Source organism: Clostridium sp. AF17-21AC (assembly GCF_003461365.1).
In the GTDB taxonomy this organism is placed as follows: Bacteria; Bacillota; Clostridia; order Lachnospirales; family Lachnospiraceae; genus Coprococcus; species Coprococcus ammoniilyticus.
Map to the genome: position 1 here is coordinate 507,879 of NZ_QTWY01000001.1, position 25,804 is coordinate 533,682.

The window sequence follows — 25,804 nt, forward strand, 5'->3', positions numbered from 1 at the left end:
GGGGTGAATATGATAAGAAAAATAAAAAATGATTCCGGATATTCCCTTGTTGAATTGATTATTGTTCTTGCTATCATCGCAGTTATGTCAGGACTTGCGGCAGTGTCGATTTCTTCGATACGGACAGCTCGTGCGACTTCATCAAAGGAGTCGTTCAATCAGGAATTGTCAACTCTGCAGTCCCTGACAAAAACACAGGAAAGCGATTGGGCAATGAAACTGGAAAAAGTAGATGGAAAATATAACCTGGTATATGGTAAGAGCAAGAATGGATCGGATTTCACAGAAGATACTTCAAAGGATCGTGAGATTCTGGATCGTGTAACGATTTACTATTCAAATAATGGTTCTTCCGCAGGAAGTGAAGTTTCATCTATGATCATTAAGTTTAATAAGTCAGATGGTTCTGTAAAAACCGGAAGTGGTGTATATACCTTTTATAAGGACGGATCCAATGATGCCGTTGGAAAGGTAACACTGAATCAGGCAACAGGCAGCCATTACACAGGATCATGAGGAGGGGTGAAGCGTGAAGAAAAATAATAATAAAGGTTTCACTTTCATTGAATTAGTACTGTACATTGGAATTTTAAGTGTGTTCATGGTTGCGGTAACCTCACTTGTTGGTACAGTGGTATCCTCCAATAGAAAGATGACAAATAGAAAGAAAATACAGAACGAAGCCGGTGAAACATATGATACCATATCAGATATGATCATGGGTGCGACTGATGTGAAGATATTGGGAAGCGCATATGTGGCTACTACATCAGCGGGCGTCACATCTTACAGCCCGGTTTCCGGAGTATTTATTGTTCCGGATGATACAGATACAAAGGGCAGCGGAGGTGAATTAATTTCTGCTGGTGGTATTGGAAGACGTACTGTTTATATCGAGAAAGCGGGTGGAGCTGGTCTTACACCAAAGGGTCCATGTTATGATATTGCAGATATGAAGTCGTTTGGTGATGTCACATCACCATCGACAGATGACACGACATATATTATTCCGGATGATTCTGGGAAGTTATATCTGAAAGTAGATTATGCATCTGCATTACAGAGTAACGGTGACAGTGTTATCACGACCTGTACGATCACATATGATAAGACCGAAAAAAAGCTTTATGTGTTTAAAACACCGCAATCAGATAGAATCACTGATGCAAGTGAAGCAGATGGCACTGTTCTTTGTAAGGATGTAAAGGATTTCAAATTACAGATCAATCCGGACGAGGACAGTATTGCAATTACACTGGAACTTGAAGATTCAACAACGGCGGCATCTTATAAGATAAATGGTGTTGTTGGCATTCGAAATTCATATGTGCTTAAAAAGCATACATGGGATTAAGGAGGAAAGAAATAGTGTTTAAGAACAGAAAAGTAGTATTATCATCTGTAGCGATAATATTTACACTTATAGTATGTGCTATATTCGTAAACTTTACGTTGGCTAATTCTGGAACTCCTGTTGAAAAAAGTGAAGCGGACACAAGTGGCAGTTCAACATTGGTGGGCAGCTCAAACATTGATCAGGCGATTCTTAACTCAAACGATTCCAGTCTGAAGAAGACAGGAGAGGATAAGTATCACATTGTTCAGATCCTTCCGGATGGTTTGGGATCTTATGCAACAGCAGATACATCAATGACAGAGATTGTGACTGCTTCCGGTTACTCAGGAAAGATCAGTGATGAAGCAGGATATAAAGGCACATCTGATCTGTGGAAATATGTATATGATGGAGAATACTTCAGATATGCAGTTTTCAATGGTTATAAGAATATTAAAGATGATATGGCACCGGGTGCAGTTCAGTTGACGACTAAAACAGTCAGTGATCTGAACGGCATGGGTACAGAGGCACAGGAAATACTTGCAAATGCGGATTTTATCTATATCGTTGCAACAACAGCAAATGATTATGCTGCAGGCGGTACAGATATCAGCGAGAGCTTATATAACTGGCTGGATGTATATGCAGGAAAGCATCCGATCATCTTTGATCGATATGCATTATGTACAGCGGAGCCTGAAAAGATCACAGGTAATAATGACCAGTATCGTATGGGATCTCTGGCATACAAATATGTAACAAAGACATTAAAGGGAAGAACAGATAATGTTCTCTGTGTAGAACCTGGTTTCTTCAATGTCCTTTATAAAGAAGCAAGTGGTAACAAGTCAGATCCAATGACAAATACCACAAAGACAATATCGGACTTTATTCTGACTGCTGAACGTTCTGCAACAGAAGGCGGAAAGGATTATATCAATAAGAACAGATATTATAAATGGTATACAGATGATAAGATGGAAAACTTCTTAAATAATAAGACCGATAAGGTCGATTCTGCATACGCAAAGATATCTGGAAATACACAGGGCATATCAGGTTCCAGACATGAATGGAAATTTGATAATGCAAATGTTCTGGTGATCACAGACGGTACATCAAACAGTATGTTCTCAGAACTGGCATCAAAGAATGATGCACCGCAGTGCTCTGCTGAAAATTATGTTTATAACAGCAAGAAACAGATATGGGAGTCAGTAGTAAAGGCTCCAAACAGCGACTTTACAAGTGATGCTTATGCCGGTAAGGGTTATAAGTTCGTTCCAAGTGGAGCAAATATCTATCAGATTCAGAGTAAGGATCTGTTAAATGCGGTTGACAGCTCAAAGGGAGCAAAGTATACAGCAAATGATCTTGCTAAGACTTATTTCCAGGATGTTGCTGCAAAGCAGATTACCGGTACGATCAAGTCTAAGGGAGATCTTGCAGGCTCTGTTGTTTATCTGGTTGTAACTCCAAAGGGAGAAGCAAGCAAACTGGCTGGTAATACAGATGGTACAGTTCTGGCATGTGAACTTACAACCGGTGAAGATGGAAATGGATCATATGATGAAGAGACAGGTATCTATACATATGAATATGGATTTCCTAAAGTAAATGCTGATTATGATTACAGTGTTCTTTTGGAGGCAACAGTGGATCCATCTTCATATGAAGACAATGGAGATGATTCTGATACATCAGGCGATAACGCAGGCACAGGCGATAACGCAGGTACAGGCGATAATTCCGGTACAGGTGATAATTCCGGTACAGGCGATAACGCAGGTACAGGCGATAATTCCGGCACAGGTGATAATGCAGGTACAGGCGATAATTCCGGCACAGGTGATAATGCAGGTACAGGCGATAATTCCGGCACAGGCGATAACACCGGCACAGGCGATAATTCCGGCACAGGTGATAATGCAGGTACAGGCGATAATTCCGGCACAGGCGATAACACCGGCACAGGCGATGGCTCTGATCCGGCAACGAATCCGGATGCAATTACCGAGGATTATGTGATCGGAAGCAATGGCTATGATTTCATCGTTTCTGTAAAGGGAGAAAGCAAAGATGGTGCTTACGACTACACAAATGACTGCGATGAATATAAAGAATATGCAGACAAGTGTACAGCAGATCCGACAAACTATACAACAGATGTATATACAGATGATCTTATCTTTGAGACATCAGAACAGGTATATGCTTATGTAGATGCTCAGTATAAAAAGTATAAAAATGATGTCCTGTTGCCAAAAGTTACAGGAACGAATGTAATTGATTTTACAGAGTATGATTTTATCTTTATTGAATCAGGTGATTATAAAGATGAGATCGGTGATTCAGCATACCAGAAGTTATGTTCAGCAGTAGAAGAGGGTGTGTATGTAATCGCAAGCAGTGAAGCCGGAGACGGTATTGGATCCGGAAACAATAATGGTGGTGGATCAGGTGATCCAGATAAGATTATTATCAACAGTCCATCAGCAAAGGTGATCGCAGATATTATCAATGCCGGTGTATACCGAAGAGGCAGTGATAATAAATTCAGAGTTCTGGAAATTCAGCCGGATTATCCAATTGATGAAGAACTCGCAAGATCTTCATCGGTTAAGAATGGATCCGGTGCATGGACAAATGGTACCAATACACACGGAGAAAAAATCTATGGTAATTATTATACCGTTCCATCGGATGTAGCTGAGGGCTATGCAGTGGAGGAGCTTTCACCGGGCAGTGAGTATTATGATTTTGATCTGACGAAGGCAAAGATTGCATATGCGATCGATGGTATCTCATATTCAGATATTGAGCTTACACAGGTTTCATCAGAGGCACTGATCGGTATGACAGATGATATCGCTGCTACATATGACCTTGTATATATCGGTGGAGATATCAGCGCTCTGGACAGAGATCTGAGTAAGATATACGATTCCAGTGTATTTGCTTATATCGGACCAAGCGCAGAACAGTTAGTATCCGCAATTCCTACATTTGTTATGTATTACCATACAGGTGTTCTGAAGGAGATGGGTGGTACCGGTTCTTACAAGATGACAAGATCAATCACAGGTTCTGAGCTTATGGCAACACCGGTGATTGGCTCAACAAAGTATAAGACAACATATGTTGTTGAAAATGGTAATGACCTGACAAAGAATAAGTATGATGAGCTTGTATCTTACGTTAATCTTGGAAGACCGATCATGGTTGGCAATGAACTGACTTCGGTATTTGAAAAGGTAAATGGAACAGATGCAGACGGCAATGGTCTTACAGATGCGCAGAAGAGTCAGGGCTACTGGTATAATGCAGGCAAGCTGGAAAGAAAGAACTTCTATCTGGATCCATCATCCAGAATGTATGACCTTTTGAATGTGATCAATAACAGAAGATCCAAAGGAACAAATGTATTATGGGGCGTAGATGCAACCGATACACAGAAGATTGATAATTCAAATAAGCAGTATGGTGATACACTGTACACTTATAAGATTGCTGAAAAGCAGACAATGCTTGATTCAGAGGCACAGCAGAAGACATGGTATAAGGATGCAACAGATGAGACGGCTATCAAGTCGTATGCAACAGTATTCTCAGAGGATACAAATGCAGCGATTAACAATCTTGTTAAACAGTCTACATCAAGAGCGCGTCTTACAGTTACAAGTGCACCGGTTGAATATTCAGAGGGTATTACAAGCACATATCTGAAGACAACCAATTTATCATTTACCTTCTCTGTAGCAGGATCGGAAAAGAGTTATAAATATTCAATCTGTATTGACAAGAATAAGAATACACAGTTTGATCATGATAAGACGATTGACTATTATGTAACAGGTGATATAGATACATCAACAGGAACATCCGGTTCTGCAGTAAAGAATAAGACAGTAAATGTTGCACTGGATCAGGATTTCTTCGGTTCTGCATACTGGCAGATCCTTATTATGGATAGTAAGGATAATATCATTGCAGAAGAGCGTGGTATCTGCAAGATCGTAAACAACACAGACGGAATCAGTGATATCAATGTTTTACAGGTTCAGACCATGTCAGAAGGACAGGGAGCAACATCCTGGGGAGCAACAGATACATTGTACTTTGATATTCAGTCACAGACAGCACATAAGATTCTGAAGTATAACACCTATGCAAATCAGACAGCACTTGATACAGCAGATGTTGCACAGTATAAATGTCTGGGACGTCATGAGAATCGTTTTGGTATCGTTCCATATGACACAGATCTGTTCTATGGTTCACAGAAGGGTAATGATGATTATCTTTCAAATTTTGCAGATACCTTAGCAGAGGATTACGATATCAGTCTTGATATGGTAGTAGCTTCAGCTGATAAAGCTGCCTTTACAACAAAGGATAATCAGGCAGACACATATGACTGTCTGGATACCTGGGTAGAAGAGGCAGATAAGCTGGAGAATGGCGGTACAGTAGAAGGTAGAAACAAGAAGCAGTATGCAACAGATGCAACAATTGCTTTGGCAGCTTATAACAAATATGTATCTGAGACCGTTAAGCCAAAAGAAGACCTGGATAGCTACATCAAGGGTGCTATTCAGTCCTTACAGGGCACATATACAGGTTCTACAAATTATGGAGCAAGAGGTACTTATAATACGTTCCTTGGTGGTTTCAAGTCATCTGTTTCAAACAGTGACCTGATCGATCTCCTTAATTATACGATCGATACCGGTGAGTACTATATGGTATTCTGGCCTGTATACAGTACAAATACAGATATTACATTTGCCAGCGGAAAGATTTCATCTACAATGTTCGGCAGTGAATTTGTAGAACTGTATGAGAAGTACAGAGATGCAAAGGATAAAGAATTAGATGCATTAGATGTGTATAAGAAAGATTTAAGACGTTCTTATGGTAAAAATTTCATGAAGAAGCAGTATTCAATTCTGGTTCTTGGTCCATCCGATTCTTTTGGTGGATTCAAGGTAGACTTGAAGCAGCGTACTTGTGAATACATTCTGGATTATGTATCAAATGGTGGAGATTTATTCTTCTTCCATGACACAATGACACCGTATGCAGATGCAGGTGCTGTTAATCTGACAAAGTCATTACTTGATATTGTTGGAATGAACAGATTCCATGTAGATCTTACAAATAATGCCAATACATATGAGGTCGTAAATGATGGATATGTAACAGGTGTTACGCAGGAAGGTCTTGTAAAGGGTACATTGACAGAGGATGGATATATCTATACAAAACAGAATTCATCAGGTACTCCGGCCGGAATGGTAAAGGGTACATTGACAGAAGATGGATATATTTATGAACCGGAAACATACGGAACAACGCATGACTGGAAGGGCCCATTGAATGGCTGGGAAAAAGATAAGGTTTATATGGATGTATCAGCAGGATATAGCCGTACATTCTATAAGAAGGCAGCTACAGCAGGTTCCACAGGATATATTTATCAGGATGCAGTAACATATGACCAATATTCATATATCAACGACTGGGGCGGTGTAGATACCGGATATTTTACAAAGACAGAAGCAAAGGCTGGAACCTCAGGATACATTTATCAGGAGGGCGGCAAGCCAACGTATTCAGACAAGAATACATCACTGGCATACAAGTCGGAGGACGCTGACCTGTATTATCTTACACCATATGTAAATAATTCAATCGCAGGAAAGAGTCTTGTAAACAGTATTAATGCTAATATGACACAGATCGCATCCAGCTATAACAAGGTTGGAAACATTGGAATGTATGTAAGTGCATTGTCAATGACCAGTTTGTACTATGATAAGAATGGTGGCGGTGGTGCAACATACACCTTACCATATGTATATGCACAGAGTGATTTCCAGAGTGCGACAGCATGGTCAGCATCATCAACAGCTGATCAGTCAGCAAATTCACAGACTGTAAAGGCAAAACAGTTAAATGAAGGTCTGATCACATTGTATCCATACAAGATTGGTGATTCCCTGAATATTTCAGGTACACATCAGCAGGTATATGCACTTGATCTGGAAGCAGGCGATGTAACTGTATGGTATACACTGGCAGGTTCTAACAACTCAAGTGATGCGAAGAAGAGATCATCCCTGTATGCAGCAGATCCATATGATGGAATGGAGAACTACTACATCTACACAACATCTTATGGTAACGGAGCAATTACATACTGTGGAGCCGGTCATGGATCGGTTACAGGTCCTACAACAAGAAATAATGATGAAAGAAAGCTCTTCATCAACGTTATTGTAAACAGTGCAGAAGCAGTAAAGGAAAAACCTACATTATATGTTTATGATCCTGATACAGATTTCAAGAAAGAAATGGCAAAGGACGAAGAGATATCTGAGTCAATTGGTAAGACCGTATATTTGGATGAAGTAGCAGATAAGACAACATCACCGGAATTCGACTTCAAGATCAATGTTCCAAATGATGTAACAGTGGATGCAATTAACGTATACTATGATCTGGATTATGATGATACAGATATGGCAAACAATCGTCCAGCATATGCAGAGGGTACAGATCGTATGATCTGGAATACACCGGCATCCGATAAGGAAAAAGCAGGCATTGTGGAAGATAGTGCATCGACAAAGAAGATACAGATTAAGGATAAGTTTACAGATTCCAATAACCTGAAGCCAACAGATGAACTGTTCGCACCATATGGTGGAAACTACACCTACATAGTTGTAGAAGTATACTACAATGGTAAGACAAAACCGATCTATACAATGATCAAGGTAAAAGCATCTGATCCATTGTTCAATCTGACACAATCAGATAGTGCAATTCAGGTTGCAGCAAATGATGTAGCTTATACGAAAAAATTTGTATTGGCTTAACAAATATAAGAATTGACAAACAATCTTATATATTACAAGGCGGGCAGTAATGTCCGCCTTATTTCTGTATATTTGGAATAATTCTTGTAAGAACAAACAGAAGATGCTACTATGTTAATGTTTCCTTTTTATTACATAATGCGGTGAGAGGACATATGTATATGAGCGGAAGAAAGAGAAAAAAATAAGCCATTTTGGTTAAGACAGATCATAAGGAGAAGAGGTAAATGATGATAGATGGAAAGACAAGAACGCTTGGTCTGTTAGGAGATCCGGTAGAGCATACAATGTCGCCGCTGATCCACAATACATTAAGTGAAACACTTGGACTAAATAATGTGTATGTACCATTTCACACAAAAGCAGAAGACCTTGGAGAGGCAGTGAAAGGAGCTTATGCACTGAATATTCTGGGCTTAAATGTGACTGTACCGCATAAGAATGAGGTTATGAAATATTTGTCAGAGCTGGATGAAGGGGCACAGGCGATCGGTGCTGCTAATACCCTGGTGCGGACAGAAAATGGATATAAAGGCTATAATACGGATATGCTGGGGCTTCTTCGTGAGGTGAGATCTTATGGAGTAGAACTTGATGCGCATGATGTCATTATTTTAGGAGCTGGCGGAGCTGCAAAGGCTGTAGCCTATATGTGTGGGGCAAATGGAGCAGGACATGTATATATCTTAAACCGTACGGTATCGAAAGCACAGGCAATCGCAGATCATATGAATGATTTCTTTGGAAAGCAGAATATGACTGCTATGAGCATTCAAGACTATCACAAACTTCCGGAGAAAAAATATATTGTATTCCAGTCAACTTCAAAGGGCCTGTATCCGCATATTGATGAGGTGATAATTGAAGATCCGGCATTTTACCAGATGGTATCAGTGGGAATTGATCTGATCTATAAACCATTCTGTACCAGATTTATGTCTTTGTGCAGACAGGCAGGAGCAAAGAGTTATAATGGTCTGAAGATGCTGTTATATCAAGGAATAATTGCATATGAACTGTGGAATGATATATCGGTGGATGAGAAAACAGCAGATATGATCTATCAGAAACTGTTGAAAAAAACACGGGATAATATTATTTTGACAGGATTTATGGGATCCGGAAAGACAACAGTTGGACAGCTTTTATCTGAAAAATATGGATATACATTTATAGATACTGACCAGTATATAGAAGAAAAATGTGGCTGTACGATCGCAGAATTATTCAGTAAAAAGGGCGAAGCATATTTCAGACAATTGGAGACAGATACATTAAAAGAATTAAATACGTCATTGACACACGCGGTACTTTCGACCGGCGGAGGACTTCCGCTTCGAGAAGAGAATGCTGTAGAGCTTGCAACTCTTGGAACAGTCGTTTATTTACAGATCACTCCGGAAGAAGTCATATCACGATTATCCGGTGACAACACCAGACCACTTCTGGCAGGCGGAAATCCGGAACATAAGGTACGCGATCTCTTAACCTACCGCACCCCGTTATATGAACGTGCGGCAGATCTGACAATCCCTGTCACAGAATTGACTCCTGAGCATATAGTGGAAGAAATAATAAGCAAAATATAGTATAAACTATGTACTTAATTAAAAGCAAAAACTAATACGCAATGTTTTGTTTTTAAAATAATAGAGCGTAAGCGACTTATGAAAGAGACATATCACGGCCACCAATCGTCCGGGAATCCGTGAATTGGTAAAAAGTAGTTGAAATATTCTGTAGAATATTATAAAATGTCACAAGAAGTTCATATCTTAAGGAGGAAAAGAAAATTATGGCAGAGATGATCTCAGCAGGTGATTTCAGAAATGGTGTTACGATTGAATTTGAAGGAAATATTTATCAGATTATAGAGTTCCAGCATGTAAAGCCTGGTAAAGGTGCTGCATTTGTAAGAACAAAGCTTAAGAATATCAAGAGTGGTGGTGTTGTAGAAAAGACATTCCGTCCAACAGAGAAGTGCGAGAAGGCTCATATCGAAAGAAAAGATATGCAGTATCTGTACAATGATGGTGATCTTTACTACTTCATGGATCCGGAGACATACGATCAGATTCCATTGAATAAAGCAGCAATCGGAGATGCATTAAAGTTCGTTAAGGAGAACGAGATCTGTAAGCTTGTTTCCCATAATGGTTCTGTATTTGGTGTAGAGCCACCATTATTTGTAGAATTACTGATCACAGAGTGCGAGCCTGGTGTAAAGGGTGATACAGCTACAGGTGCTACAAAGCCTTGTGTAGTTGAGACAGGAGCAACACTCTATGTTCCTTTATTTGTAAATGAAGGAGATACGATCAAGATCGATACACGTACAGGCGAGTATCTTTCAAGAGTTTAATTCGATCAGAATATAAGAGAGATAGTAGGAGCTGGTCATATATGATTAGGCTCCTATTACACTTTACAAACATTTTTCAGGAGGAAATGACATGGCAACAGCATATAATCATAAAGTTGTTGAGAAGAAGTGGCAGAAGGTCTGGGATGATAACAAGGCTTTTGCTGCAACAGATGATTACAGTAAACCAAAATATTACGCATTAGTTGAGTTCCCATATCCATCCGGACAGGGACTTCATGTTGGTCATCCAAGACCATATACAGCACTCGATATTGTAGCCAGAAAGAGAAGAATGCAGGGCTATAATGTTCTTTATCCAATGGGTTGGGATGCATTTGGACTTCCGACCGAGAATTATGCGATCAAGAACAAGATCCATCCAAAGGAAGTAACAAAGAATAACGTAGCAAGATTTAAGGCACAGCTTCATTCCCTTGGATATTCATTTGACTGGGATCGTGAGATCAATACAACGGATCCGGAATATTACAAATGGACACAGTGGATCTTCCTGAAGTTATTCAAGGCAGGTCTGGCATATAAGAAAGAAATGCCGATCAACTGGTGTACATCCTGTAAGGTTGGCCTTGCAAATGAGGAAGTTGTAAATGGTGTCTGTGAGCGTTGTGGTGCACCGGTTGTCCGTAAGGTCAAATCTGAATGGATGTTAAAGATCACAGAATATGCAGATAAGCTGATCGAAGGTCTCGATACTGTTGATTATATTGAGCGTGTGAAGGTATCACAGAAGAACTGGATCGGACGTTCTACAGGTGCAGAAGTGGATTTCCAGATCAAAGGAAAAGAAGATAAGCTTCGTATCTACACAACCAGATGTGATACATTATTTGGAGCAACCTATATGGTTGTATCACCGGAGCATCCATTGCTTGATAAATATAAAGATGAGATCAAGAACTGGTCTGAGATCGAAAGCTACAGAGAGCAGGCTGCCAGAAAGTCTGATTTTGAGCGCTCTGAGCTTGCAAAGGATAAGACCGGTGTAGCTATTGATGGTCTGGTAGCAATCAATCCTGTAAATGAGAAAGAGATCCCGATCTGGGTATCCGATTATGTACTGATGTCATATGGTACAGGTGCGATCATGGCGGTTCCTGCACATGACGAAAGAGACTGGGAATTTGCAAAGAAATTCAATCTGCCGCTGATTCAGGTTGTAGCAAAGGATGGAGAAGAAGTAGATATCAATGAAGCAGCATTTACAGATGTTGCAACAGGTGTTCTGATCAATTCCGGCTTCTTAAATGGTTTACAGGTAAAAGATGCAAAAGAGAAGATGATCGAGTTCCTGGAAGAAAAGAAAATCGGTAAGGCAAAAGTTAATTATAAGCTCCGTGACTGGGTTTTCTCCCGTCAGAGATACTGGGGCGAGCCAATTCCGATCATTCATTGTGATAAATGTGGCTATGTACCTCTTGATGAAAGTGAACTTCCGCTGATGCTTCCGGAGGTAGAGAGCTATATGCCAACGGATAATGGAGAATCTCCACTTGCAGCTATGACGGATTGGGTAAATGTGAAGTGCCCATGTTGTGGAGGTCCTGCAAAGCGTGAGACAGATACCATGCCTCAGTGGGCTGGTTCATCGTGGTATTTCTTGAGATACACGGATCCAAAGAATACAGAGGCACTTGCAAGCAAGGAAGCATTAAAATACTGGCTGCCGGTTGACTGGTACAATGGTGGTATGGAGCATACAACACTTCATCTGCTTTATTCCAGATTCTGGCATAAATTCCTGTATGATCAGGGCGTTGTTCCTACACCGGAACCATATCAGAAGCGTACTTCCCATGGTATGATCCTTGGTGAGAATGGCGAGAAGATGAGTAAGTCCAGAGGAAATGTTGTAAATCCGGATGATATTGTAAATGCATATGGTGCAGATACATTAAGAACATATGAGATGTTCATTGGAGCCTTTGATCTTGCTGCATCATGGTCAGATGATGGTGTAAAGGGATGTCGTCGTTTCCTTGAGAGAGTATGGAAACTGCAGGATATCGTAGTAGATGGTGATGCTTACTCTAAGGATATGGAGACAAAGATGCATCAGACGATCAAGAAGGTTTCAACTGACTTTGAGAATCTGAAGTATAATACAGCTATTGCTGCTATGATGGCACTTGTAAATGATTTCTATAAGAAGAATGCAGTGACAAAGGGTGAGATGAAGACACTCCTTACATTATTGAATCCGGTTGCACCACATATCACAGAGGAAATGTGGAGTATTCTTGGTTACGATGGATATCTTTATCAGGCATCATGGCCAACATTTGATGAGGCAAAGACCGTTGAGTCTACAGTAGAGATTGCAGTTCAGATCAATGGTAAGATGAAAGCAACTCTTTCAATCAATAAGGCTGATCCAAAGGATGATGTTATTGCAAAGGCAAAAGAAGCTATCGCAGACAAGCTGACCGGCAATATCGTAAAAGAAATTTATGTACCGGGAAGAATTGTAAACATTGTGATGAAATAAATCTGTCAAGCAAATAAGCAGCGTGCCTGCAAGGCAGGCAAAGCTGCTTATTTATTTGACGGAAAAAACAACATAAGCATGTAGAGCGGATGCTCGGAATGCGCATGTTGTGGGATGATTTCGGGAGTTCGAAGAACGTAGAAATCATATTATTTCATAAATATAAATACAAAATAAGCAGTGTGCCTGCAAGGCAGGTAAAGCTGCTTATTTATATTTTACAGGAAATTACGGAACATGGCGATCTTCTGGCGTTCAGCAGGGGAAGCCTGTTCCATCATAATATCCATGATGAGCTTGGATTCCTCTTTTGAGAAAGAAAGATTACGTTTTTGAAGCTCCCGGTTTAACTGCATGATCTGAGGAAGCATCTGTTCCATAGTAGCATTGTGGGAACCGTTTGCAAGTTCCAGAATAATCTGACGTTTCAGGGGCATAAGGTTTTTCAGACGGGGATCGTTTTCAAATTGATTCATGGCAATGGATCGTCCTTTCTGTTTTATAGGATTTATTTTGATTCCGGTTATATGTATTTATAATCTATAATGACCGGTCAGGTTGCAGACCGGGTGTTCGTGTCGTATTCCTGTAACAACTGCATGATGTGATCTATGGAATTGTCGCTATGTTGGGATAATGATTGATCAGTCGTACTGGTATTTTTCGTGTTTTCATGTGTGGAGGAATCGTGAATTTTCTCATCTGTTCTGTTCCCCTGTATGGACGGATTATTATTTGTATATTCTGTATCTGTGGATATAGATGTGTTATCCGGCTCAGCTTGAACGGTTTGGTCATAAGACTGGAAAATGCTTTGAAAATCCGAAAACTCAGAATCGGTCCGGTTCATGGCATTCATAACCTGCATCATATTCATTGCCTGCTGCATATTTTTCATCTGATCGGCGATATCCGGAAAGCCACACTGGGCCAGCGATGCCAGAATATCATTTTGATTATGAAGATCACGGTTGAAATCACACTGACGGATATAGGACTGATTGTTGATCACACGCATGATCTGTTGGAGTTCCATCATTTTCAGATAGATAACGAGTGGCATGCGCATAGGTCCTTCCACAAAGGGTAGGATTGCTTCCAGAAGAAACAGACGGTCATCCGATATTAATTTGTCAAGTGGATGGGAGTGTGGAATCTGATTCATGGAAACCTCCTTATGAGTACTGTGATACGGATGTTTCCGGATGGTTAGCCGGTTACCCGTTTTCTGTTATAAGTTTCATAGTGTTATTTATGAATAGTCAGGTGTAATTATGCATAATAAACAGAAAATGGATGCTGCAAGAATAACCGGAACTGCCAGCGGTAAGGCATGGGACAATTCCGGTAGCATGCTTGTTATATTGGTGAAATGGTCACTGATCGCATTTCATATGTTCCCGCATCATTTTGAAATGAAAGGGAATGGTTGCTGTTAGCATCCACAGCCACAACCGCAGTCATTTCCATTGCCGCATCCACCACAGCAGCAAAGGAGAATCAGGATGATCCAGATGCAGTCACAGCCATTACTTCCGCCGCCACAGCCACAGTCATTTCCAAAACCATTTCCGCAGCAGGAGAAGAGAAGAAGAAGGATGATGATGCAAGAGCAGCTGCTGCCTCCACCAAAACCAAACATTCCATTTTTTCCACAACCGCACTGTGTTGCTGATAAATCACTCATGGTAAATACCTCCAATTTTCTTTATGCTATAGAGTATTCCGGGGAAAGACAAATGTGACAAAAATACAAAAACAATATACGAAAAAACCATAGATATGATATAATGATGAAAAATCGCTTGCTTGCAAGGGCGATTTTTCGAATGCATTGAGTGAGCTATGCTCACGAAATAATGAGCGAAAGAGAGCCAACATGCTCACGAAATAATGAACGCAAAAGCGCTTATAAAGGGGTAAAAACAGGAGGAGATAACAGTATGATTTATAAATGTGTAAACTGTGGTGGAAATGTTGTATTTGATCCACAAAGTGGACATATGAAATGTCTAAGCTGTGGCGGAAGTGACTGTGAGCAGAGTATACCGTCGGAGACACCGATGATCTGTCCGTCCTGCGGATCACAGATCACATATCGGAATGAATATGGTTCAGCAGGAAAATGTCCAGCCTGTGGTACATTTCTGATCAGAGATGACTTTGTGGTGTATCCGTATGGACCGGATATGATCCTGCCATTTAAGTTTTCAAAACGTCTTGCAGAAGAGAAACTAAAGGAAGAATTTGGAAAGAAGTTATTCCTGCCAGCGGACTTTTTATCGACAAAGACACTGGAAAAGCTTCGCGGAGTATATGTTCCATTCTGGATATATGATTTTGATTCCAATGTTGATTATACCGCAATAGGTACGAAGGTGCGGACATGGACATCCGGAGATACGAGATACACGGAGACATCTTATTTTGATGTATACCGGAAATTGCATATCAAATACAACGGAATTCCGGTTGATGCATCAGTCGAGATGCCGGATGGAATTATGGACCTGATGGAGCCTTATGGATATGATGCGCTGTTAAAGCATGATAATAAGTTCATGTCAGGCTTTGAGGCAGAGGTTTATAATTATACCCCAGATCAGTTATCCGGACGTGCGGTTAAAAAGATCAACGATACATCCATGGAGTGGGCAAAAAGTGAAGCCAGCGGATATCATTCGTTGTTGACTAAAAACATGAATGCCAATAATCAGTTGCTTGGAAATAAATTTGCTTTGATGCCGGTGTGGATTTATGAATACCGGTATCAAGGACAGAATTACATGTTTTATGTAAATGGTCAGACTGGAAAGTGTGTTGGAACTCCGCCAAGAAGTGTCAGCCGTGCAATCGGACTGACAGCAGCATTTGCTGCATCGGTTGCGGCTTGTGCCAGTGGAATTGCTATGCTTCTGGAGGTGTTGTAAATGAAAAAATTCAGGATAACAGTTCTTATATTATTTGCGATCGGTATTGTATTTATGATCATGGGACTGATCGTTTCAAACAGCAATCTGAAGCATGATGCACGGAGTAATACGGAATGCAGGACAGATCAGCGTGTGTTTGATTATGCAGATAAACTGACAGGCAATGAGGAACGGTCACTGGAAAAAAAGATTGCAAAATGGGAAGACAAAACAGGCATGGATATCGTTGTAATGACGATCGATAATGCACAGGCACAGAGTATGTTCGGTACTTATATGGACGATACTTATTATGAAGAATTTGAGGCAATCAAGACAGTTGCCAAGAGTTTCAGTGAGCAGGAACGCTTTGGTTGGGAAAACTGGGAATACAACCCACAAAGTAACCGGAGCACCAGCGATGGCTATGTACCAAGCGACAGCATCATTATAGCTGCAAATTATGAAGCTGGTGATGTATGGATGAGCACAACAGGAACAAGAGTCAGAGCAAGGATCAGTGATTCCAAAGCATCCAGCCTAACAGAGAAAGGTGGCAAGTACCTGAGAGAGGATGCAGAGAAGGGGTTTGCAACTATGATCCAGGGGGCGGTACAGTGTATGAAGAGCTCCAGTGGTGGCGGTCTGAAGATTCCCCCATTTTATATTGTGATTCTGGTGCTGATCTGTGGAGCTATATTCTTTATAACGAATATGTCAAAGAAGGCAGGCGAAACGACAACTAATCTGAATACATATGTAAATGGAAATGTGCAGGTACTGGACAGAAGGGATATATTTGTCCGCAAGGAAGTTACCAGTGTTAAGATCGAATCATCCAGCAGCGGCGGAGGCGGCAGCAGCGGTGGAGGAGGCGGCAGCCACGGTGGTGGCGGAAGCCATTTTTAAAACGAAATGCTAGAGAACAAGAAGTTAAATATATTATTATTAAAGAATACAGGAATGTCATTACTGCCTACGATCGTGATCATGTTGCTGATCGTTAGCGGTATGCGGCATTTTCATCTGTTGAATAATCTGGATTTTTATCATGTGGATGATCCGCAGCAATTAGGAGTCTTATATGACGCAGGCACCACTAATGTAGAAATGCGGTTTCAGAAGCTGACCTATATGGGATACGATTATGAGATAGATGGAGAACGGGTAGGCGGTTATTATTATGTCTGGGTAAATGGTAAATTTATGGTTGTTCTGCTTGACAGTGATGAGACGATCATCTGTGATTATCTGGTGCAGGGACAGTTGAAGAAGGATCCTGCGGCATATAACTATATATTGTCAGAATGTGCGGAGAGTGTAGGAATCGAACAGCAGCAGTTAGAGACTATCACATACGATTATCTGATCAGTGAGGTGGATTATCCAAAGACATTTTATATGATCGTAAAGGCAGCGTTGATCATTGCATTTGCAGTGATTATATTATCGATCATTGAGGGAATTGTATACTGGTTTTATCCATGGAAGCATCCACAGATCCGTCAGATGAAAGGATATCGTGACAAGAAGCTGTTAACAGGAGATATTAACCGTCAGTTGCATGATGCACTGGTATATGAAACAGGAAATTGTTATGTGACCAGAAAATATCTGGTAATCTGGACACCATTCCGGACGGATATCATTGTGCTGCGGGATATCGATGTGGTTTCCCGGCATAAGGAAACAAAGAAAATACTGCCATGGATGCCGCCGCGGGATGTGTACAAGCTGATCATTTCAAATGCAAATGGTACAATATTTGAGCATGATTTTCATGATGAGAAGATCCTGGATACAATATTGCCATATATACAAAAGAAAAAACGGGACAGATAGGATAACACAGTGGAGTGTTACTGGGTCTGCCCCGTTTTTTAATAGCTATACTGCAAAGCAATCATTTGGTGATGTGCTTATACATCCAGTTTGTCCTGTTCTTCGATCACATCGAGATCCTCTGATACATCGGATAAGCCTTCATTTTCATAAAGAATCGGGCTTTCAGTTTCTTCTGTAACAGTGGCTGCTTCTTCAGTGGAATGTTCTGTTCCCTCCGGTTTGGCATTATCTGCCGAAATGTCAGAGGTGTTTTCTGACTGCTGATCGATTGTTCCTTCCACAGGAGCATCATCTAAAGAGAAATAATTACGCTCCGGTTCTTCCTTTGCAGGCATTTTTTCTTTAATCGTATTTTTTACTTTCTCTACCTTGTCATCCATATCCAATGACTGGTATACAGTAGAATTTTTAATCTTATCCCGGAATACATAGCAAACACCGCCGATCGCAGCGATCGTAGCAGCGGCTTTGAATAATTTACCTTTTCCCATAATACATAATCTCCTTTATATATGATGTAAAGTCGTTATAAATAACGTTTCCATAATTTTAATATGTATACACGGAAAAAGCAAGAAAACAATGATAAACAAAAAGGGAATGCAGGCAGATTTCACGAACTTTTAACATTTGCCTGATAAGATGAAGTATGCTATAGTTTTGAAAGATGTATGATCGTATATTGATCAGCGTGAGAATTTTCCTGGAAGAGGATTGAAAGGACATATATGAAGATAAAATTAAGAACAAATAAAAATAGCAGAGATCAGAGGGGGAAGAAAAATGGGTCGATTTAAGACAGAGTTAGAAGATTTAAAAAAGAGACAGAAGGAGCTGGAACATAGTTATTCCAATATTGGTACAATCCGGTTCCTGATGTTCCTTGTGATGCTGGGCGGACTGATCGTCGGACTATATGATTCCAATATACCGTTTCTTGCAGTAGGTATCGTGGCTGTCGTTATTTTTGTACTGCTGGTGTTCCGGCATGGTAAGCTGAATGAGGAACTGGAATATACGAAAGCAAAGGTGATCGTATATGAGCGGTATATGAAACGTTATGATGATAGTTGGAAGGAGTTCGCAGAAGATGGCTCCGAGTATCTGACCGATGATGATCTTGTAGCAAAGGATCTGGATATTATGGGAAAGAATTCCATCTATCAGTTTATCTGTGTGGCAGGAACAGAGGATGGCAGGCAGATGCTTGCTGAAACGTTAAGACAGCCTGAATTTGCGGCAGAGGACAGAACGAAACGTCAGATCGCGATACAGGAGCTTGCAGAGAAGCATGACTTCTCCATGGACTTTGAGACATTGTGTGTGAAGTCAGAAACCGGAAAGAAGAAAAAATATTCATCCGATGAATTTGTTGCCTATTGTACCAGTGATGATCATATACCGGAGATTTTCCAAGTGCTTCGTTTTCTGCTTCCGTTGATAACGATCGTGCTTCTGATTCTGGGTATTATGGGAAAAGTCAATCTGGGATATTCCCTGATCTCCTTTTTTGTAGTTTTGCTGTTTGCATGGATCACATCAGGTGTTGCAGGACAGGCGGTTATGCCGATGATCTCATTTGGATATGTGATCAATGACTATATCCGGATGTTTGAACTGGTCTCCGGTGAAACATTTGATTCAGAGTTGTTGAATGATATCAAGAATACAATCTCTACAGATTCCGGAGCACTGAATGCTGTAAAGAAGCTGGAGCGTATCAGCGCAGCATTCAATATCCGTTATAATCCAATCGTACATCAGGTATTATGTGGATTGTTTTTATGGGATTTTCATCTTGGAATTATGATGGATAAGTGGAGAGACCAGTATGGCAGTCAGGTGAAGGACTGGATCCATGCGATTTCAAGAATGGAGGAATTGTTATCCTTTGCAGTACTTGCCCGTACCAGAGAGGTGTCCTATCCGGAGGTGACAAGACATGAGAAAGTAGAAGTATCAGCAGAAAATTTGCGTCACCCGTTGATCAATCCGTCGAAGGTAGTTCCAAATGATGCAGCCTTTAAAGGGGGAGCTACGATCATTACCGGTTCTAACATGTCCGGCAAGACAACATTTTTACGAACCCTTGGCATCAACCTGATCCTTGCATATGCCGGAGCTCCGGTATGCGCAGAGAAAATGCATGCAGATTACATGAAGATATTTACATCCATGCGCGTGACGGATGATGTCAGTAATGGTATATCAACCTTTTATGCAGAGATACTCCGGATCAAGTCGATGGTTGAATATAAGAAGAATGAAATGCCGATGTTATGTCTGATCGATGAGATATTTAAAGGTACAAATTCGGCAGACCGTATTGTAGGAGCAACCCAGGTGATCCGAAAGCTGTCGGATGATCATTCCATGACACTTGTATCTACGCACGATTTTGAACTGTGTGAGCTGAAGAGTGAGAGCGGAGTGCCGGCAGCAAATTATCATTTTGAGGAGTACTATGAAGGTGATCAGTTAAAGTTTGATTATAAGAAGAAGGATGGCAGATGTACAACGACAAATGCGATGGCAATCCTTCATATGGCAGGACTTGATTAGTAAATACTGACAAAACGATTTTCAATTCATAGGATTTGTATTTTCAGCAATTATGCACAATGACGATTTGTAGAAATTACCAAAAACTGATTGAAGAGTAAAATGTTTTGTGATATAGTTATAAATATGAAGGAAATTTTATCGAAAGCATACAAAGAATAGACAAAAAAGGAGGAATAGAATATGCTACCAGCTAACATTGCATCAGACAATGATAATAATGTTCTATCCATAGCAGCATCCAATAACAAAGGATTACTGATCAGATTTTTGAACGAGCAGGTTGAGGACGGTTTTTATGCACTTGTTATTGATTATCTGAAAGACAGTAATTTTGATTTATCATCCATGATGGTTGATGATGAAGTAAAGGCTCAGTGTACAAAGTTATATGAGCTTGCTGAATTCGTTGATTTTAATATTAAGGCAACCGGACGTTATGAGATTGAAGAGTGGATAGAGCCATTATTTAAATTTATTTATGGTGATATTGATCCATCAGACATCGATGCACCTATCAGTGCAACTGGTATTTACAGATACAGCATCTGGCTGATCTATCTGTATCAGACAGAGAAGTTCCCGGAGGCTATGCGGCTGATCGGCGAGCGTATCGCACCATTACTTATCAATGTAAGTTATCAGATCTTAGAGGATGACGACAGACCAAAGAACTTTGATAAGGCAGTGATGGGATATCTGGATCTGATCAATGTTGTAATGGAGATGGGACTCCCACTTTCATCAGCAAAATCAGATGCATACATCAACAATCTGGAAGTTCTCTTTGACTATGTAGTGGAAGATCCACATGTTGGAAATGATTATAAGATTCAGTTCAGCATTGGCTTGTTTAATGCATATATCAATGACAAGAATTATGGAAAAGCATTTGAATTCTACGGATTAAATGCAGAATACATTCCAATTGACAATCTTGCGGTATATGAGAATTTCAAGGAGCTGATTCGTAACTGTAACAGTGCACAGAGTACAAGTGTACTGTCCAGAAGCGTTGTATCTGCTATCTCCAAGCAGGAGATTTACAACAAGAGGATCGATACTCTTCTTGCTGAGGTTTCAGGATTTATCAAGAAGGTATACAAATATATCGAGGATGAACCGGAGATGAAGAAGAATCTTCAGACACTTGGAACCGGTTCCCAGTTGAATGGCAAGACAAATATCTTTGAAGGTCTGTATGAATATAACCTTGTATTCTACGAATGTGGTATCAAGGCAATCGTAAATCAGGATATGTCAACACGTTCATGGGAAGAAAAGTATGAGATGCTTGAACTTCTCTATACAACATTAAATGTTGTATTTGACGGATACAATGTATATGAGATTTCAAATAAGATCGAGCATCAGTACATTGAATTAACATGGATCAATAATTATGTAAATGCAAATCCAAATCTTCTGAAGCAGTTCTTCAGTGTAAAGGAAAAGATCAAGGCATTTAAGGTTCGTAAGAATTCAATTCTTGAGAAGAGCAAGACCAACTACGAGATCAAGAAGATGATCGACGACAGACAGAAGCACCTGTTATTTATGGCTGCTGAAGATATGATCGTTAATGGACTTGGCGGTGGTAAGCTGCAGATCATCAGTTCAGGATATGATCTGAATACAGCAAAGAAGTATTTACAGGAAACTTATGCAAAGATTGTATTGCCTGCAAAGTACGGTCAGGAGACACAGACATCCGGTGGTGGTTTCTTCGGAAAGAACAAAGGCTCAGCGGCTGATGCAGATCTTGCAAGATTACTACGTGATGCATCTGTAGAAGAAATGTTGTGTAAGTCTGAATGGTTATGGAATCAGCATAATGATAAGGGCCTTGAGAAGCCAACTGCAGAAGAAGCAACTTATGCTGTTGCATGTCTTGTAAAAGTAATTCACAGAATGCTTGACAAGAAGGGAACTTCAAAGGCTGCAAGCTCTCCGAATAAGAAGGTAATCATTACCAAGACAGGTAAGGTTATCGAGTTATCTGATGAATCAGGTCAGGCACCTGTAAAGCAGCAGGAGTCCGGTGTGATTGAAGCAATTGATAACATCGTAGTTCTTCTGAAAGACAAGTCGGAAGAAAATGTAAAATATGTAAAGGCGTATATCGAAGATCTGTTAAATGCACTGATGAAGACAAAGTGGGACAAAGATACCATGCTGTCACAGTTTGATGCAGAAGAGCTTCGTGCAAAATCCTTCCAGGTAATCAAACGTCTGAATATGGATATGTTAGTTTAGTATAAAAGCTTAGACAATAAGAGCAAATAAAAAGAGGTATACATTCCAGATGAAAAACTTAGATCTGAAATGTATACCTCTTTATTGTTAGAAAAATGAGAGATGATACTATTTTTATGGAACATGCCTGCCTGATTTACCGTACAATCTGATGCTTTTTCAGGTAGGAATGCAAGATCCATTTTTCAGGGATCCGCTTCAGGACAATCTGGATCTCTTCTTTTTTGTCGATTGGCATCACTAACAGTGACGTGATACCGGTGTTATTTGCGCCCCAGAGATCTGTAAACAACTGATCGCCGACAAAGAGGGTATTTGTTGTATCAGTACCAAGAAGCTGCATGGCCTTCTGGTAACCGGTGCGTTTTGGCTTTCCGGCTTTATAGATGTACTTTACATCCAAAGGCTTGTTGAATTCCGCAACCCTTGGCTCTTTGTTGTTGGATACCAGACAGATGCCAAATCCGATCGCTTTTAACTTCTGGATCAGTTTGATTGCTTCTTCTGTTGCCGGAGCATTATGGGGAACAAGGGTATTGTCGATGTCAAATAAGATGCCACGATATCCTTTTTTATAATATTCGGCAAAATCAATGACATAGGTTGATGTATAATATTCTGATGGATAAAATTTCTGAAACATGTTAAACTCCAATAGTATAAGATAGTGAAATTATAAATAGTGTAAAACGGATTTGTCAAGAAATATACAGGAAGTATATAAGAAACAGATAATGGTCAGATAAGAAATACGAGGTTAGACAGTATGCAGGAAACATATATGAGGAGAGCCATTGAATTGGCAAAAAAAGGAATCGGAGCGGTAAATCCGAATCCGCTGGTTGGAGCAGTGATCGTAAAGGATGGGCGGATTATTGGTGAGGGATATCACAGAAAATACGGAGAGCTTCATGCGGAGAGGGATGCATTTGCACATCTGACAGAGGACGCAGCGGGCGCGGAAATGTATGTGACGCTGGAGCCCTGCTGCCACTATGGCAAACAGCCTCCGTGCGTGAATGCGATCATCGAGCATAAGATCAGCAGAGTCTATGTCGGATCGGATGACCCGAATGCGCTTGTATCTGGAAAGGGATATCAGATACTACGGGATGCAGGGATTGAAGTTATCACACATGTATTAAAAGAAGAATGTGACAGCCTGAATCCGGTATTTTTCCATTATATTGTAAATAAGACACCATATGTCGTAATGAAATATGCAATGACTATGGATGGGAAGATTGCAACATACAGTGGAAAGAGTAAATGGATCACCGGCGAAGAAGCAAGAGCCCATGTAATGGAGCAGAGAAATGCACTTACAGGTATCATGGTCGGAAGCGAGACGGTGATAAAAGATGATCCGTCGCTTACCTGCAGGATAGAGGGAGGAAGAAATCCGGTTCGAATTATCTGCGACAGCAGACTTCGGATTTCAATGGATTCTCAGATCGTTAGAACAGCATCGGAAGTACCGACGATTCTTGCAACCATACAGTCAGAGGATCAGGCAGATAAGAAGCAGAAGCTGATTGGGGCAGGCGTTGAGATCATCGAGACGGAGAGTGTGGATGGTCATGTGGATCTGCAGGAACTGATGAAACAGCTCGGAGTAAGAAATATAGACGGAATTCTGCTTGAAGGTGGAGGCACTTTAAATGAAAGTGCATTAAAAGCAGGCATTGTAAAAGAGGTCGATGTCTATATAGCACCGAAGATTTTTGGTGGAAGTGCAGGCTATACGCCGGTCGCTGGTGTGGGAGTAGAATCACCGGCAGAAGCCTATCCGTTTGCGCTTGGTTCCATTCAGAGGTTTGGAGCAGATATTATGCTTCAGTATTTTCAGATAACAGCTTGACAAACATAACAAACTGTGCCAATATAACCATGTTGAAGTCTTCAGGGCGGGGCTCATTTCCCCACCGGCGGTATACATAGTAATCTATGTGAGCCCGCGAGCCGTAAGGCATGATTTGGTGAGAATCCAAAGCCGACAGTAAAGTCTGGATGAAAGAAGAATGCAGAGAGAATTTCAATAGCAAATTGAAATTAAAACATGAATACGGACATGATGGAATGTGTAGTTGAATGTTTTACAATATGCTGTTGAATGAAAAAATATTAAAGAAATCTGCAGCAACATTTCATAACAAATAACCCGCCGGAGACATAGTTCTCTGGCTTTTTTTATGTTAAGTTATATAGGAACTTAACATGTTAAAAGAAGTAATTCAACGAGTAAGTTGTTAATTAATTAGGTTGACAGTTTTTTTGTAAATAGTCAGTTTGTTACTCCATTGATCTTGTGTAGTAAACCTTTTTTCATGTCGGTCCTTAACGAACTGCAAAGGGCAGTGAGTTTAGTACCGTTACATGAAAATAGAGCGCAAGCGTTTTACGGAACAAGAGTCAATGGGGTGACGAAATGACTGTTTGCAAAAAAACGTCCCCGAAAAGGAGGCAGTCATGTTCACAGGCATTGTGGAAGAGACAGGCACGATTAAGAAGATAGAAAAAGGCACATCATCCGGTCGCCTGACCATAGAGGCAGATAAGGTTCTGCAGGGAAGCGAGATCGGTGACAGCATAGCTGTCAATGGGGTATGCCTGACGATCACAGGAATGTCGGGGCATTTGTTTACGGCAGATGTGATGGCAGAGACGATAAGAAGAAGCAATCTCGGAACCTTAAGCTCCGGCAGCAGGGTAAATCTGGAACGGGCGATGGCGGCAGATGGAAGATTTGGTGGACATATCGTATCCGGACATATCGACGGAACCGGGGTGATCACAGAGTACACTAGAGAAGAAAATGCAATCTGGGTGACAATAACATGTGATAAAAAGCTATTAAAGTATATCATCGAGAAGGGATCGATTACGATCGATGGAATCAGCCTGACGGTTGCTTATGTCGATGATCGCTGCTTCAAGGTTTCGATCATCCCACATACGGCGGAGGAGACAACGCTGATCCGCAGGCAGACCGGAGCAGTGGTCAATCTGGAAAACGATGTGATTGGCAAATATGTAGATAAGCTGCTCCATTTTAAAGACAAAGAAGAACCGGATGCAGGGAAAAAAGTAGATATGAATTTTCTGGCAGAAAATGGATTCTTATAAAATAAATGT

General features: G+C 40.6%; 19 protein-coding genes and 1 riboswitch. Of the genes, 14 read left to right on the top strand and 5 right to left on the bottom strand.

The window, feature by feature from the left end; all coding sequences use genetic code 11:
- Positions 1-9: 9 nt before the first annotated feature.
- The 6 genes from DWW85_RS02310 to leuS all read left to right on the top strand — a co-directional run bounded on the left by DWW85_RS02310 (position 10) and on the right by leuS (position 13,094).
- Positions 10-516 (top strand): prepilin-type N-terminal cleavage/methylation domain-containing protein, encoded by a 507-nt coding sequence (locus DWW85_RS02310; RefSeq protein WP_021943481.1) that lies wholly within the window; start codon positions 10-12, stop codon positions 514-516.
- Between the two features lie 13 nt (positions 517-529).
- Entirely contained in the window at positions 530-1,354 is an 825-nt protein-coding gene (locus tag DWW85_RS02315; protein ID WP_117807374.1) for a prepilin-type N-terminal cleavage/methylation domain-containing protein, read from the top strand.
- Between the two features lie 14 nt (positions 1,355-1,368).
- On the top strand, positions 1,369-8,223 hold the full coding sequence (locus tag DWW85_RS02320) for a DUF5057 domain-containing protein (protein ID WP_117807375.1): 6,855 nt from the start codon (positions 1,369-1,371) through the stop codon (positions 8,221-8,223).
- Between the two features lie 227 nt (positions 8,224-8,450).
- Positions 8,451-9,812: a shikimate dehydrogenase gene (aroE, locus tag DWW85_RS02325; protein WP_117807376.1), complete on the top strand. Its 1,362-nt coding sequence runs from the start codon at positions 8,451-8,453 to the stop codon at positions 9,810-9,812.
- A gap of 215 nt (positions 9,813-10,027) precedes the next feature.
- A complete protein-coding gene (gene efp, locus DWW85_RS02330; RefSeq protein WP_044946272.1) occupies positions 10,028-10,585 on the top strand; it encodes an elongation factor P in 558 nt (185 codons plus the stop codon).
- 91 nt (positions 10,586-10,676) lie between these two features.
- Positions 10,677-13,094 carry a leucine--tRNA ligase gene (gene leuS / locus DWW85_RS02335; protein ID WP_021943381.1) on the top strand — a complete coding sequence of 806 codons (2,418 nt, stop codon included), beginning with the start codon at positions 10,677-10,679 and terminating at the stop codon, positions 13,092-13,094.
- A gap of 218 nt (positions 13,095-13,312) precedes the next feature.
- On the opposite strand, the gene DWW85_RS02340 is transcribed toward leuS, so the two are convergent.
- Positions 13,313-13,570 carry a hypothetical protein gene (locus DWW85_RS02340; RefSeq protein WP_117807377.1) on the bottom strand — a complete coding sequence of 86 codons (258 nt, stop codon included), beginning with the start codon at positions 13,568-13,570 and terminating at the stop codon, positions 13,313-13,315.
- A gap of 77 nt (positions 13,571-13,647) precedes the next feature.
- Positions 13,648-14,259, bottom strand: a complete 612-nt coding sequence (locus DWW85_RS02345) for a hypothetical protein (protein WP_117807378.1) — start codon at positions 14,257-14,259, stop codon at positions 13,648-13,650.
- Positions 14,260-14,368: 109 nt separating this feature from the next.
- Here DWW85_RS02345 and DWW85_RS12650 point away from each other — a divergent pair, with 109 nt between their 5' ends.
- Entirely contained in the window at positions 14,369-14,533 is a 165-nt protein-coding gene (locus tag DWW85_RS12650) for a hypothetical protein (protein WP_173783371.1), read from the top strand.
- Here the strand turns inward: DWW85_RS12650 and DWW85_RS02350 are convergent.
- Entirely contained in the window at positions 14,530-14,781 is a 252-nt protein-coding gene (locus DWW85_RS02350) for a chorion class high-cysteine HCB protein 13 (protein WP_117785440.1), read from the bottom strand. The genes DWW85_RS12650 and DWW85_RS02350 overlap by 4 nt on opposite strands.
- A 256-nt stretch (positions 14,782-15,037) precedes the next feature.
- On the opposite strand from DWW85_RS02350, the gene DWW85_RS02355 reads away from it, so the two are divergent.
- From DWW85_RS02355 to DWW85_RS02365, 3 genes are read left to right on the top strand one after another with little or no spacing between them, the layout of a single operon-like run.
- Positions 15,038-16,024 (top strand): hypothetical protein, encoded by a 987-nt coding sequence (locus DWW85_RS02355; protein WP_117807379.1) that lies wholly within the window; start codon positions 15,038-15,040, stop codon positions 16,022-16,024.
- A complete protein-coding gene (locus DWW85_RS02360; RefSeq protein WP_117807380.1) occupies positions 16,025-16,915 on the top strand; it encodes a TPM domain-containing protein in 891 nt (296 codons plus the stop codon).
- A gap of 6 nt (positions 16,916-16,921) precedes the next feature.
- Positions 16,922-17,848: a hypothetical protein gene (locus DWW85_RS02365; protein WP_117807381.1), complete on the top strand. Its 927-nt coding sequence runs from the start codon at positions 16,922-16,924 to the stop codon at positions 17,846-17,848.
- A gap of 77 nt (positions 17,849-17,925) precedes the next feature.
- On the opposite strand, the gene DWW85_RS02370 is transcribed toward DWW85_RS02365, so the two are convergent.
- Positions 17,926-18,342 (bottom strand): hypothetical protein, encoded by a 417-nt coding sequence (locus tag DWW85_RS02370; protein ID WP_117807382.1) that lies wholly within the window; start codon positions 18,340-18,342, stop codon positions 17,926-17,928.
- A gap of 292 nt (positions 18,343-18,634) precedes the next feature.
- Between DWW85_RS02370 and DWW85_RS02375 the strand changes: the two genes are divergently transcribed.
- Positions 18,635-20,413, top strand: a complete 1,779-nt coding sequence (locus DWW85_RS02375) for a mutS domain V protein (protein WP_021944366.1) — start codon at positions 18,635-18,637, stop codon at positions 20,411-20,413.
- Positions 20,414-20,596: 183 nt separating this feature from the next.
- Positions 20,597-22,669, top strand: a complete 2,073-nt coding sequence (locus tag DWW85_RS02380) for a hypothetical protein (RefSeq protein WP_117807383.1) — start codon at positions 20,597-20,599, stop codon at positions 22,667-22,669.
- A gap of 136 nt (positions 22,670-22,805) precedes the next feature.
- Here the strand turns inward: DWW85_RS02380 and DWW85_RS02385 are convergent, their stop codons facing one another.
- Positions 22,806-23,312: a YqeG family HAD IIIA-type phosphatase gene (locus DWW85_RS02385; RefSeq protein WP_117807384.1), complete on the bottom strand. Its 507-nt coding sequence runs from the start codon at positions 23,310-23,312 to the stop codon at positions 22,806-22,808.
- 123 nt (positions 23,313-23,435) lie between these two features.
- On the opposite strand from DWW85_RS02385, the gene ribD reads away from it, so the two are divergent.
- Together ribD and DWW85_RS02395 are read left to right on the top strand one after the other, a co-directional pair.
- A complete protein-coding gene (ribD, locus tag DWW85_RS02390) occupies positions 23,436-24,530 on the top strand; it encodes a bifunctional diaminohydroxyphosphoribosylaminopyrimidine deaminase/5-amino-6-(5-phosphoribosylamino)uracil reductase RibD (RefSeq protein ID WP_117807385.1) in 1,095 nt (364 codons plus the stop codon).
- A 33-nt stretch (positions 24,531-24,563) separates the two neighbouring features.
- A riboswitch (FMN riboswitch) is annotated at positions 24,564-24,695 on the top strand.
- A 443-nt stretch (positions 24,696-25,138) separates the two neighbouring features.
- A complete protein-coding gene (locus DWW85_RS02395) occupies positions 25,139-25,795 on the top strand; it encodes a riboflavin synthase (RefSeq protein WP_021944370.1) in 657 nt (218 codons plus the stop codon).
- Positions 25,796-25,804: the final 9 nt, after the last annotated feature.